Here is a 13635-nt window from a genome sequence, read left to right on the forward strand (position 1 = left end):
AAAAACATAGTGTATCGACGACATCATACTCAAGGATTTTTCATGCGCTACGCATTTTTCATGATCATTTTTGTGCTATTGCAGCTGTTTAGTTTTGGCGCTGCTCTAAGCGTGCAATGGTGGTTACAGCCTTGGCAGACAGCAGATTTGCAAACTTCGGTATGGGTCATCGTATTCGTTATTACCAACGGTTTGCTGCTACTCAGTGTCAATAGAGCATTTAAAAATAGCTATCGCTGGATCAGTGGTTGGATGTTAGTTATGCATTTCATGCTATTGACGGCTTTAGTTACGAGTCTATTTTATGGTGGCTATTGGCTAATTACATCGCTAACTGGTGATGCGCTCGCTACACCGGCTACCGTCGATTTTGGGTTGCGCATATTGGCATTGGCAATATTTGTCGGGTTATTTTTTTACGCCTTATATAGTGCTTATGCGCCTGTAGTACGTGAGTTATCTATTGATATTGATAAACCTTTGGCTAAGCCATTACGTATTGCGGTCGCTAGCGACTTACATATCGGACGATTATTTGGTAGCGGTGCAATAGATAGGCTGCATCATCTTATGGTAAAAAATACAGCCGACATATTGCTGATGCCGGGCGATATCATGGATGACAATATACAGGCATTTACTGATTATAATATGGCGAAAAACTTGGCGGAGTTATGCAAAAGCCTGCCATATGGGGTCTATGCTACTTTAGGCAATCATGATTTATACGGGCACGAGCAGCCGATTGTCCAAGCGTTGCGTGCTGCTGGCGTGCAGTTGTTAAATGATGAAGTAATCGGTATCGAGCATGAAGGTCAACCAATCTGGCTGGTTGGGCGTTTTGATAACCATAAAAGACAGCGGGTAGCCACAACCGATCTACTAGCCCAAGTTGATACTACACAGCCAGTGATACTGCTAGATCATAGACCAAGTGATATTGCTGAGCACAGTCAAATGCCGATTGATTTACAGCTCTCAGGGCATACCCATAACGGTCAGGTATTCCCCGCCAACTTCATTGTCAGTGCCATCAATAGCTTGGGTTATGGCTATGAAGCCATTGGCAAAGGACACTTTGTGGTGTCATCTGGTTACGGCTTTTGGGGCATTCCATTTCGCTTGGGTTCGCGCTCAGAGATTTGGCTGATCACTGTGAATAGTCATGTTGAAGATAACGTTTAAGAAAGTAATATTTAAGAAAACAATATTTAGGAACACAATGCTTAAAAAAGTAACGTTTAAATAATAGCAGTACCATTATATTTTATAAATGAACTAGCACTTTCTTATACAACTGTGTTGATAACTATGCCGCTAATTGTGACTGGGTATTGATAACGTCACGCACAAAACTCGCAAACCCTTTAATAATATCGTCTGTTGCTTGTCCGATACCTTGATGAATACTCATAAAATGAATAAAACCATGCGGCGTACCCAGAATGGTATGAGTCTCGACTGCTATACCATGCACCTTTAATTGGTTTGCATAAGCAAATGCTTCATCACGTAATACGTCTAATTCTGCGGCGACAATGTAAGTCGGGCATACTTTACTATTATCACCAAGCATCGGACAGTTAAGGATATGCTGGCGTGGCAAGGGGCTGTTATCTAAACAAGCAGCATCAAATACAGCCACATCGGCATGATCCAATAATAATCCCTCGCCATATAACTCCCAACTTGGATAATCCGTTTCGATATCCGTCACAGGATACAAAGGCATTTGTGCAAGTGGCTTTGGTAAGTGCTCTAATAAATCGAACATTTTTTGACCTGCAATACCCAGATCTGACCATGCGATTTGCGAGGGCGCAGTGAGTTGTTGAGCAATCAAAGTGGATAATCCGCCGCCAGCACTATCGCCTGCTAGAACGATTCGCGAGGGTAAAGCGCCTAAGGTATGGCAATGCTCCGCCAGCCAAGCGTAGGCAGTGATACAGTCTTTTAATGCGGCTGGTGCTGGATGTTCAGGTGCTAAGCGATAATCAACACTGACTATCGGCCAGCCCGTCTGCTCACAAACCGCGTGGCAAAACTCATGATGGGTATTGACATCACCAATACAAAATCCACCCCCATGAAAATATAACAGCACTGTTTCATCAGAATTATGAGTATCCGCTTTTTTGAACCCTAAGCCATGAGAGCTCGCATCTGATTGATAACAGCGAATGGTCATATCGCCATCATCAGCGTTGGCAATCACTTTGTCTTCCCAATGCACAAGCTTCTGATTTTTTTTCGTAAATCGTTTCATGTTGCCGATGATATTGTCACTTGCTTGCTGCCATACCTGCGGCGCTTGCATCGCCACGGCGTCAGCGGCGAACCTTTCGCGCAGCTCATGCATTGGTGTTAGCTCAAGAGGCGTTTTAAGCTTACTATTCACCGCGAGAATCAAACGCAGGTGAGCATCGGCGTGCAGATATTGTTTTGAGGTAGGTCCTTTCAAATACCCAACCAAGCTCTCTAATAGTGGCGTTGGCAGATAGCCGACTCCTTTCATGGCATAGTGCAAGGTATGCGGCTGGCAAGTCGTCAACGGGTTATAGCTAAGCACTTTTTGTTTGACAGTCAAACGATTCTCTTGAGTGCCATTTTCTTCTTTTATACCCTTATCTATACGATCTGTTGATGCGAGCTTTATCGTCATCAGCGCTTTATTTAATAGCGCATTGATTGATAACACGGTTGATTTAGACATAACACTTCTCGTTGATGATTGTCAGTATGCGTTGTCATATATGAGTGTTCACTTTGACATGAGCTATACTATTTGTAGCAATAATAGAGTAATCAAAAATAAAGTTGAGTATTGTTTGGTAATGGCTTATGTACCAACGGTAAGTTTTTTGGAATAAGTACTGCTTTCTTGTAGCTTGTGTTAACGAACATGGATAGCCATTTACCACCTATGAAATTCTGTTTTGAGCACTTTAATCCAGATTTAGGCAATATTTGTTGTAAATTAGAAAAATTCCCTTGGCTTAGGCTTGAAATTTACCTTCATCACCTTTATCAAACAGCTAGTAGAAGGTACTCATAACAACAATGTGTAAGACGGGTTAATTATTTAATAAGAGCACAGTATCCCTAGCAAATAGTGAGCTTGTTGCCTCTTATATAAATTGTCATTATTAAAATTCTAAGGAGCTATCATGAGCGAGCAAAATACCAACCACGAATCGCCTGAGCAAAATGTGGCGCATGACAATATTGAACACAGTGACAGTATTTTAGAAGAAACTATGAAAGAGTTTGATCCAAAGCATAACTCAGGTGAAGAGATGACCATCGAAAATGAAATCGATCTCGACACCTTTAAAGCGCGTATCGCTGAGCTAGAAGGTGAAGTGAAGCAAGCTAAAGAAGTCACCGCCCGTGCCAATGCTGAAGCTTACAATGCACAAAAACGCATGGAGCAAGAGGCGGATAAGAGCAAGCGTTTTGCCTTGCAGAAATTTGCCAAAGAGCTATTAGAAGTGGTCGATAACTTAGAACGCGCCATCGAAAGCGCCCATGCCGATGACCCTGTTATAGAAGGGGTGAGACTGACGCACAAAGCGTTATTGGACGTATTAAATAAGAATGGCGTCGAAATGGTTGACCCACAAGGCGAGAAATTCAACGCGGATCTGCATGAAGCGGTGGGTATCGATGAAGAAGCGGAAGCTGATACTGTCGGTACTGTATTACAAAAAGGTTATAGCTTGAACGGTCGTTTATTACGCCCAGCCATGGTACGTGTTGGACAGTAGTACTAAAAATTGGATTTTTAATGTGCTAAACCCTACTATTATTAAGGGTTTTCACAAAAAGTCACACGAAAGACAAATTTTGCATGATGATTGACTTGAAAAAATCCATAAGTAAACCGATATATATAGCAACAAGAGATCAACCACGGTCTGAATAGATAAATACTTAAAACAAATTAGGAGCAAATAATTATGGGTAAAGTAATTGGTATTGATTTAGGTACGACTAACTCGTGTGTCGCAGTGATGGAAGGTGACAAAGTCAAAGTCATCGAAAATGCTGAAGGTACTCGTACAACGCCATCTATCGTTGCTTATAAAAACGATGAAATTTTGGTGGGTCAGTCAGCCAAACGTCAAGCGGTCACCAATCCAAACAACACGTTGTTTGCGATTAAGCGTTTGATTGGTCGTCGTTTTGATGACAAAGTCGTGCAAAAAGACATCGGCATGGTACCTTACAAAATTGCCAAAGCAGATAACGGTGATGCATGGGTAGAAATTAACGGTAAAAAATTAGCACCACCACAGGTTTCTGCTGAAATCTTGAAAAAAATGAAAAAAACAGCAGAAGACTATCTTGGTGAAACTGTTACTGAAGCGGTTGTAACCGTACCAGCTTATTTTAATGACTCACAACGTCAAGCAACAAAAGACGCGGGTAAAATTGCGGGTCTTGATGTAAAACGTATCATCAACGAACCAACAGCTGCGGCTCTTGCGTATGGTATGGACAAGAAGCAAGGCGATAGCACGGTTGCTGTTTATGACTTGGGTGGTGGTACTTTTGACGTATCAATCATCGAAATCGCTGACGTTGATGGCGAGCAGCAGTTTGAAGTTTTAGCAACCAATGGTGATACATTCCTTGGTGGTGAAGACTTTGACTCAGCATTGATTGATTATTTGGTTGATGAGTTCAAAAAAGACCAAGATGTCAATTTGAAAGGTGACTCATTGGCGATGCAGCGTCTAAAAGAAGCGGCAGAAAAAGCGAAAATTGAGTTATCAAGTGCCCAAAGTACTGAAGTGAACTTGCCTTATATTACTGCAGACAGCAATGGTCCTAAGCATTTGGTGGTCACTATCAGTCGCTCAAAACTTGAGAGCTTAACTGAAGAGTTGGTACAACGTACCATGGGTCCTTGTAAGATTGCGCTTGAAGATGCTGGCATAAAAATTGGTGACATCGATGATGTTATCTTAGTTGGTGGTCAGACTCGTATGCCACTGGTACAGCAAAAAGTACAAGAGTTCTTCGGTCAGGAGCCACGTAAAGATGTGAACCCTGATGAAGCAGTAGCGGCAGGGGCTGCGATTCAAGGCGCGGTATTGTCTGGTGAAAAAACAGACGTATTGCTACTTGATGTGACGCCACTAACGCTTGGTATCGAAACGATGGGTGGTGTCATGACACCAGTTATTGAGAAAAACACCATGATTCCTACTAAGAAATCACAGGTATTCTCAACGGCTGAAGACAACCAACCAGCTGTGACCATCCAGGTTTATCAAGGTGAGCGTAAAATCGCTAACCAAAATAAACAGCTTGGTCGTTTTGATTTGACGGATATTCCACCAGCACCACGTGGTCTACCGCAAATTGAAGTTACTTTTGACATCAATGCTGACGGTATCATGAATATCTCAGCAACTGACAAAGGTACGGGTAAAGCGCAAAGCATTCAGATCAAAGCAGATTCTGGCTTGACGGATGAAGAAATCGAGCAAATGGTTCGTGATGCAGAAGCCAATGCTGCAGAAGACGAAAAATTCGCTAACTTAGCGCAAGTTCGTAACGAAGCAGATGGTCGTATTCATGCGGTACAAAAAGCGTTGAAAGACGCTGAAGATAAAGTAACTGCTGAAGAAAAATCAACAGTAGAAGCTGCTATCTCTGAGCTTGAAGCGGTAATGAAAGAAGATGATCATGATGACATCAAAGCCAAGCTTGAAGCATTAGACAATGCCTTCTTGCCAGTTAGTCAGAAGATTTATGCTGATGCAGGCGCAGGTAGCGAGGGCATGGATCCAAGCCAGTTCCAACAAGGCGCGGACAATGCAGCAGATAGTAACCAAGCTGATGATGACGTCGTTGATGCTGAGTTTACTGAAGTAGACGAAGACAAAAAATAATTGCGATTTAGTAGCTAAACGCAGTTAAAACAAAAAACGCATCCTTCGGGATGCGTTTTTTTATGGCTGCTATTTATAAGAAATATCCTACCACTCTATATCTTGTCTTTATGATTTAAAGGCACTCACTATCAGTACTTCATAAGTCAAATGAACGATAGGTTGACCGTCGTCATCTTGCGCCGAAAAATATTGCCAATAATCAGACTCAAACTGTTGCAAGCGTGCTTTGGTCCACATAAAGGGCTGGGTACTGTTGGCTTTTACTTGCGTCTGATTGGTCGATACGCCCGTCAATTTCATATGTTTTAGGATGGCGTAAGGACTAGCAAACGGTAACTCGAAACGCTGAGTGGACAGTTCAATTTTCTCAAAACCAGCACTAATCAGTGCCAATCGCCACTTAATGATATCGGGATAGTGAAGACCCTGATCCGTTAGAGTCTTTATTTGCAAAAAGTTATTTGGCGTAAAAGTGTTAAACAGCAGTTGACCTCCAGCTCGCAAACGGCGTGCTGATTGTGCAACAAAGTTTAAGGGGTCATCAAACCACTGCACAGCATTGGCACTGATTATTAAGCTATGCTCATCCTCAAAGTCCATCGTTTCAGCATCGCCAATTGCTATGTCAGCATTGGGCATTATGGACTGTAAAGTAGCCGATTGTTCAGCGCATAATTCATTGATTAGCCAATATTGACTTTGAATGTGTGCTGCGAGTAGACGGGTCATTTGACCAGTTCCTGCACCGACTTCAAGCACACTGTCATGTTCAGTGTGAGTGAGTTTGTCTATTAAATATTGACAGACTTGCTGCTGAACATTGGCATGCTGATCATAGTCGCTGGCATTGGCAAAATGACGAGCGATGGTTTGTTTTCTGGTGCTAAAGTTATCAGGCGTGGTGAGTGTTTTCATACGGTTTATTATATCCAAGTGAGCCAATTATCAATCGATAGCAGGACTGACATCGCTGATTTATAACAACAGACTTATAATTGTTGTATCAATTGTTCGCAGTCTTCATCTGTCAGCTTGGCATTCATCACCAAACGGATACGAGCGGTATTTATAGGCACAGTGGGTGGCCTGATAGGCAGTGCGTAAAAACCTGCTGCTTGCAATTGTTGTGCTTTGGCAAGCGTGCTGGCATTGTCGCCCAAGATATAAGGCACAATCGGTGATTCATAGTGTGGATGCTGGGTGTTTTGGAACGCACGGTATCTTGGCTCGATGGCTTGACTAAGCTTGGTAGACAACCGCGCTAAATGCGCCCGTTGATTATTTAGCATTGGCATTTTTGCTAAAATAAATCGCGTCCATGCGTGATTGATAGGGGGTAATGCAGTACTAAAAATTAGTGGACGCATGCGGTTAATTAGCCATTGCTTGACGACATCATCGCACATGATATAAGCACCCACCGAGGCAAACGCTTTACCGAAAGTACCGACCAAATAGTCAATATCAGCCAATGTCTGCGTTTCTTCCGCTAGTCCCAAGCCTGTATCACCTAATACACCGACGGCATGAGCCTCATCGACATACAGTTCGATACGAGCATCGCTAGCTTTTAATTGTACCAGTTGACATAAATCCGCACGATCACCATCCATACTAAAGATGCTCTCAGTGACAATAATGATGCGCTCAATGTCTGGCGCTGCTTGCTCAATAAACATAGCCAAATGTTCATAATCATTGTGACGATAACGACGATAGCTGACAAGTTTGCTTTGGCTCAAACGCAACCCATCGATAATGCTGGCATGTACCAGCTTGTCAGCTAAGATCAGTGTTTTGACTGGCAATGCGGTGAGGGCTGGCAATATACCAAGATTGGCATGATAGCCGCTATTCAATACCAACACCGATTTTGAGGCAGAGATATCACGTTTGCCAATAGCGGTTTGATACCATTCCTGCAACTCAGACTCTAGCGCTTGTAGCTGTGCATCATTTCCAGTGAGCAAACGTGAGGACGTCGCACTCATTTTAGGCATTTGTGCGACTGATAGCGGTGTTAGTTGACTGAGAAATTCGTTTTGTAATTCGGTGTCGCCGCCTAAGCCTAGATAATCGTTACTGGCGATATTGAGTAAGGTTTGACCTTCGCTAATAACGTATCGCCCATGATGTTGGAGATTGGGTAATTGACGATATTGTTGGGTGGCTTTGAGTGCTGTAAGCGCTTCTTGTAAGCGGCTAGTTATACGTCCAGTCATTATTTTTACCTTAAAATATTCGGTATCTCTTATTGTTTTATGCTTATTTCTGCTAGAAAGGCGATGAAATGAGTAGGGATTATTGCATAAACTCAGTGGTTGTAACAAAAGATTTCATATCTTTGCCTTTGTAACCCAAGCACTGATAAATACTTGCAAATCTTAACTCTCATACCATCAAACACTGACAGACGACTTGAAATAGTTTGTTACTATATACCCATCGTTAGCAAACAAGGCGATAGGGCTATAAAAGCCAATATAAATAGATAACTTGTTTGTCCAAATTGATTTTAAGGAGCTAATAATGAAAACTCTACAAAAAACGCTACTTGCACTAGCAGCTGGTTCTTTGTTAACTGTTGGCGCACAGGCCGCTACTTCTTATAGCAACGGTTACACTGGTCAGCCGTATGTCGGCGTCAAAGTCGGTCAGTTTGATCTAGATATCGACAATGCAGATGATCCAACTGCTTATGGTGTCTACGGTGGTTATAACTTCGATCAAAACTTTGGTGTCGAAGCAGAGTATGTAGGTTCAGATGATGCTGATTACAAAAATGGTGATCTTGATGCCAAAACTTATGGCGCATATGGTACGGCACGCTACCAGTTCCCAAATACTGGCTTATACGCTAAAGGTAAGCTAGGGGTTGCCAAAACTGAAGTAGAAGGTGATTACACCGTTGGTCCAGTTAAAGTTTCGAAATCTAGCAGCGACACAGGTCTTGCTGGTGGTGTAGGTCTTGGTTACTCAGTGAACCCTAACTTCGGTGTCGAAGCTGAATACTCAATGATGGACAGTGATGTCGATGCCAAACTACTTACTGTTGGCGCTCAGTTGAAGTTCTAAAGCCAAAACGATTTATCAGCTAAACGAGTGAGAGAAGATGGCAACAATAATCTTTTCTCATCCAGATACTTTATAGACAAATAACTAAAAATATAACCCTAGGGGAATACTATGAAAACTTTACAAAAGACGTTACTTGCATTAGCAGCTGGTTCTTTATTAAGCATGGGTGCACAAGCCGCCGTATCTTATGGCAACGGTTACACTGGTCAGCCATACGTTGGTGTAAAAGTCGGTCAATTTGACTTAGATGTAAACGGTGCTGACAAGCCAACCGCTTATGGTGTCTATGGTGGTTACAACTTTGATCCTAACTTTGGTATCGAAGCAGAATATGTAGGTTCAGGCGATGCCGATTATTACAACGGTGATATCGATGCCAAGAGCTATGGCGCGTATGGTACTTATCGTTATCAGTTCCCAAATACTGCGCTATATGCCAAAGGTAAGCTAGGTGTTGCTAAGACTGAAATCGAAGGTAACTATATCGTTGAAGACTCTAACAGAAAAACCATTTCTAACGACGATACCAGCCTTGCAGGTGGTGTAGGCCTTGGTTATTCGGTTAACCCAAACTTCAGTGTCGAAGCTGAATATGACATGTTAGGTAGCGACGCAGATCTAATGACTGTTGGTGCTCAGCTAAAATTCTAAGTTTTTGATTAGCAGTATGATAACAAAAAAACGCACCCTTCGAGGTGCGTTTTTTTGTACGATAAAAAGCACTGTAAGCGTCATTAAAAAAGAGTGCATTTAAAATAAGGTTCTGTTAGTATCTCGGATTCGACAATAGTTCAGCTAACTTATATGCTCTGTTATTTTCATTCAGATGGTATTTTTAGTTTTATTTAACAGGAAGATATATGAATACTTTACAAAAAGCTTTGATCGCCCTATCAGTTGGCTCTTTATTGAGTGTCAGCGCGCAAGCGGCAGTTAACTATGCAGGTCAGCCGTATGTTGGTGTAAAAGCTGGTAAGTTCATGGTAGATGCTGATGATCTAGATGATCCTACTGCTTATGGTATTTATGCTGGTTATAACTTTGATCCTAACTTTGGTGCTGAAGTTGAATATGTAGGCTCTAGTGACACTGATATTGATACAGGTACCAGACTTCTTAAGGGTGAATATGACCTTAAAACTTATGGTGCTTACGGTACTTACCGTTATCAATTCCCTAATACTGGTTTATATGCCAAAGGTAAGTTAGGGTTTGCTAAAGCTGAGATTGATGCGTCTTTAAGTGACGTACTTGGAAACACTGTTAGTGAAAGCGATAGCGATAGTGGTGTTGCTGGTGGTATTGGTTTGGGTTATAACTTTAATCCTAGCATGAGCGTCGAAGCTGAATATGATTATGTTGCTGAAGATATTACTCTATTGACTTTAGGTGCTCACATTAAGTTTTAATGAGTTGATTAAAGAAAAGAGAAACGATCGCTTTGGCGGTCGTTTTTTTATGCTCTAAGTTTTAGTACGTGTTTCTCATATTTTTCGAAGTATATACATCATATATTGATGATTTTTAAGAAATTATTAATACCAAAAATGTGCTACATTAAAAGTTAGAATGATAAAGATAGGGAATGTAGTGATGATGGAGATGCTGTGGATGATTGAACCTTGGCACTGGTTAGTCTTAGGTTTTATATTGCTGATCATTGAGATGTTTGTGCCGACATTCGCCAGCCTTTGGTTTGGTGCCGCTGCCATCATCGTTGCCGCGCTTTCGTGGCTATTGCCTATTTCTGTCTCTGTGCAAATTATTATTTGGTTGGTGCTTTCTGCCATATTCTTGCTGGCATGGTTCAAGTTTATTAAACCCTTATCAGTAGATCGCACCAAAGCAGGCTTGGGTGGTAGTGTTATCGTTGGTGAAACTGGCATGATTATCGTCCAGCCGCAGCCAGATAGAGCGGGCACTGTCAGATTCAGTGTTCCTATTGTTGGGGCAGCGGAGTGGATGTGCCGCACTACGGGTGAGCCGGTGGCGGTCGGCGATCGAGTGGTGGTGACCGATATTGTCGGTAATGAGCTGATTGTGAGCAGTATGAAATCGCAGGCAGCGATTAATAAAGACATGCAATTATAATAATAAGGATGAATTATGGAAAGCTTTAGCATTGTCATGGTGGTTTTGGTTGCACTGGTTGTCTTTACGGTTTTCAAAGGCGTTCGAATCGTGCCACAAGGTTATAAGTGGGTGGTGCAGCGATTGGGCAAATATAGCCAAACACTAGAGCCGGGTCTCAACCTTATTATTCCTTTCGTTGATGATGTCGCTTATAAAGTGACGACCAAAGACATTGTTCTTGATATTCCCTCACAAGAGGTCATTACGCGAGACAACGTTGTTATTATTGCCAACGCCGTGGCTTATATTAATATCGTGCGCCCAGATAAGGCTGTTTATGGCATTGAAGATTATGAATATGGTATTCGTAATTTGGTGCAGACGTCACTACGTTCAATTATCGGTGAGATGGATCTTGATAGTGCATTGTCTAGCCGTGATGAAATCAAAATGAAGCTAAAGCATGCGATATCAGAAGATATTGCGGACTGGGGTATCACCCTAAAGACAGTAGAAATTCAAGATATTAATCCATCGCAAACGATGCAAGCATCAATGGAAGAGCAGGCGGCGGCAGAGCGTCTACGCCGTGCGACAGTGACTCGTGCTGATGGTCAAAAGCAAGCGGCTATCTTGGAAGCAGATGGACGTCTAGAGGCGTCACGTCGTGATGCCGAAGCACAAGTGGTATTGGCGAGAGGTTCTGAAGAGTCTATTCGCTTGATTACTAATGCAATGGGCGAGGAAGAGATGCCTATTGTCTACTTACTTGGTGAGCAATATATTAAGGCGATTCGTGAGCTGGCAGAGTCTGACAATGCCAAAATGGTGGTATTACCTGCTGATATTTTAAGTACCATCAAAGGTATGGTGGGTGACAAGCTTAAGGTTTAATCAGTCATGTATAGCCATGTGCTATAGCATTAATGTTTAAAATGGTCAGTGAGCTTATTAGGCGCTGGCTATTTTTTCGACTGTCAATTGTGCTGAACGCTACATCTAATAAATTACTCATATGGTTCGTTTAACAAGAATAAAATATATATCAGGGATAAAAATGACTATGAAAAATATTAATACAGAAATCATTCAAATAAAAGACTTTATCCAAGGCATTGCACTACCTTATACCGTGCTCGATGGTACGCATATCAATGCTGCGTATCCTGAGAGGAAGCTTGAGATTAGAGGGGGTGGTTTTGGCTCAGATGCAGCGGCTCATCCAACCAATGCCAATCAATTTTATGTGCTCACCGATCGCGGTCCCAATGCGGAGTTCGAAGGTAGTGCAGGCAAAGGTAAACAGTTTTTAGTACCTGACTATACACCGCGCATCGGACTGTTTGAGCTACAAGCAACTGGGCAAATTATTAAGATCAAAGAGATACTACTAAAAGACGCAAATGGCAATCCTATCTCTGGGCTACCGAATCCACAAGCACTCGGCGGAACTAATGAAGTCCCTTACGATGTCGACGGCCAGCCGATGACCATGAATCCCAACCTACCTTTTGATGCAGTGACCAATCCTATCAAAAACGATATCAATGGTTTAGATCCTGAAGGACTTGCTGCGCTCACAGATGGCAGTTTTTGGATCAGTGATGAGTATGGTCCTCATTTGGTTCATTATAATGCGCAGGGGGTGGAGATTGAGCGTATCAATGCCTTTGCGAGCGATGAGCGCAATAATGTAATGGCTAATGGTCAGCCGATTTTACTACCAGCAGAATTTACCAAACGTCGTGCAAATCGCGGTATGGAAGCATTAACGATTACTCCAGATCAGAGCACACTGGTGGGTATTATGGAGTCTTCTATGGACAACCCTGATCAGTCAGGTCGTGTTTCTAGTTTGACGCGCGTCGTCACTATCAATCTATACTCTGGTCAAATAGCACAGTATTTGTATCGTCTCGATCATGCTCACCATGTGACTTCGGGTATCGTTGCGATTAACAATCACGAGTTTTATTTGATTGAACACGATCGCAAGTTTCCGCTACAAGACCAGTCTGCGCAAAAGCTCATTTATAAAATTGATCTCTCGCAGGCGACTGATATTGAGAATATTTTAAATACAGATAATATCAAGCAAGATCATGTATTGGGTTTAACGATTAATGAACAAACGCTGGAGCAGCTTATTGCAGCCGATGAAAAAAATTGGCAATTGCTGAAGGAATTGGCAATCAAACCAGTCAAGAAAACCTTGGCAGTCGACGTTCTCGCGACTGTAGAGTATCCGCATGATAAGTTAGAAGGTTTGTGGTTGCGTCAAGACGGCTCATTGGGTTTACTAAATGACGATGACTTTGCGATGACGTATTCAATGATTGCCAACGCTAAAAGCACAATTGAGCAAAAATACTTGGACAGTGAAAAAACAATAGAAGATGCAAATAGGATATATATGGTGATGCCTTCTGAATGTGGTGATGTCTACTGAGTAGGCTAGGGCATGTCCTCAATTCAATTGATCATATCTAAACGGGCTAAAAAAAATGGCTAAATTTTGCCAAACATCGTTAAATAGCTGGCTAATATCCCGATATTATCTGTGCTATTTTCCTCGTTT

The 13635-nt window shown here is 42.2% G+C and carries 12 protein-coding genes; 9 read left to right on the top strand and 3 right to left on the bottom strand.

What is annotated here, in order from left to right; genetic code table 11:
* The first annotated feature begins 42 nt into the window (after nt 1–42).
* Nucleotides 43–1185, top strand: a complete 1143-nt coding sequence (locus ACP69U_RS05035) for a metallophosphoesterase (RefSeq protein ID WP_198330220.1) — start codon at nt 43–45, stop codon at nt 1183–1185.
* Nucleotides 1186–1309: 124 nt separating this feature from the next.
* Here ACP69U_RS05035 and ACP69U_RS05040 read toward each other — a convergent pair whose 3' ends face one another.
* Nucleotides 1310–2713 (bottom strand): alpha/beta hydrolase, encoded by a 1404-nt coding sequence (locus ACP69U_RS05040; RefSeq protein WP_426137994.1) that lies wholly within the window; start codon nt 2711–2713, stop codon nt 1310–1312.
* Nucleotides 2714–3167: 454 nt separating this feature from the next.
* Between ACP69U_RS05040 and grpE the strand changes: the two genes are divergently transcribed.
* Both grpE and dnaK read left to right on the top strand, forming a co-directional pair.
* Nucleotides 3168–3767 (top strand): nucleotide exchange factor GrpE, encoded by a 600-nt coding sequence (gene grpE, locus ACP69U_RS05045; RefSeq protein ID WP_426137995.1) that lies wholly within the window; start codon nt 3168–3170, stop codon nt 3765–3767.
* A gap of 192 nt (nt 3768–3959) precedes the next feature.
* Nucleotides 3960–5903, top strand: a complete 1944-nt coding sequence (gene dnaK, locus ACP69U_RS05050; RefSeq protein WP_045447587.1) for a molecular chaperone DnaK — start codon at nt 3960–3962, stop codon at nt 5901–5903.
* 108 nt (nt 5904–6011) lie between these two features.
* Here dnaK and ACP69U_RS05055 read toward each other — a convergent pair whose 3' ends face one another.
* Nucleotides 6012–6821: a methyltransferase domain-containing protein gene (locus tag ACP69U_RS05055; RefSeq protein ID WP_426137996.1), complete on the bottom strand. Its 810-nt coding sequence runs from the start codon at nt 6819–6821 to the stop codon at nt 6012–6014.
* A 74-nt stretch (nt 6822–6895) separates the two neighbouring features.
* Nucleotides 6896–8128 carry an 8-amino-7-oxononanoate synthase gene (locus tag ACP69U_RS05060; RefSeq protein WP_426137997.1) on the bottom strand — a complete coding sequence of 411 codons (1233 nt, stop codon included), beginning with the start codon at nt 8126–8128 and terminating at the stop codon, nt 6896–6898.
* A 307-nt stretch (nt 8129–8435) separates the two neighbouring features.
* Between ACP69U_RS05060 and ACP69U_RS05065 the strand changes: the two genes are divergently transcribed.
* From ACP69U_RS05065 to ACP69U_RS05090, 6 genes are all read left to right on the top strand, one after another.
* Entirely contained in the window at nt 8436–8981 is a 546-nt protein-coding gene (locus ACP69U_RS05065) for a porin family protein (RefSeq protein ID WP_060492091.1), read from the top strand.
* Nucleotides 8982–9092: 111 nt separating this feature from the next.
* On the top strand, nt 9093–9635 hold the full coding sequence (locus ACP69U_RS05070) for a porin family protein (RefSeq protein WP_045447596.1): 543 nt from the start codon (nt 9093–9095) through the stop codon (nt 9633–9635).
* Nucleotides 9636–9844: 209 nt separating this feature from the next.
* Nucleotides 9845–10393: a porin family protein gene (locus tag ACP69U_RS05075; protein WP_060492090.1), complete on the top strand. Its 549-nt coding sequence runs from the start codon at nt 9845–9847 to the stop codon at nt 10391–10393.
* Between the two features lie 184 nt (nt 10394–10577).
* Nucleotides 10578–11075: an NfeD family protein gene (locus ACP69U_RS05080; protein WP_087816353.1), complete on the top strand. Its 498-nt coding sequence runs from the start codon at nt 10578–10580 to the stop codon at nt 11073–11075.
* A gap of 15 nt (nt 11076–11090) precedes the next feature.
* Nucleotides 11091–11951 (top strand): SPFH domain-containing protein, encoded by an 861-nt coding sequence (locus ACP69U_RS05085; RefSeq protein ID WP_045447605.1) that lies wholly within the window; start codon nt 11091–11093, stop codon nt 11949–11951.
* A 169-nt stretch (nt 11952–12120) separates the two neighbouring features.
* Nucleotides 12121–13506, top strand: coding sequence for an esterase-like activity of phytase family protein (locus ACP69U_RS05090; RefSeq protein ID WP_426137998.1), 1386 nt, complete (start codon nt 12121–12123; stop codon nt 13504–13506).
* The last annotated feature ends 129 nt before the right edge of the window (nt 13507–13635 follow it).

This window comes from Psychrobacter sp. TWR1-1-1 (assembly GCF_049895865.1).
GTDB lineage: Bacteria > Pseudomonadota > Gammaproteobacteria > Pseudomonadales > Moraxellaceae > Psychrobacter > Psychrobacter immobilis_A.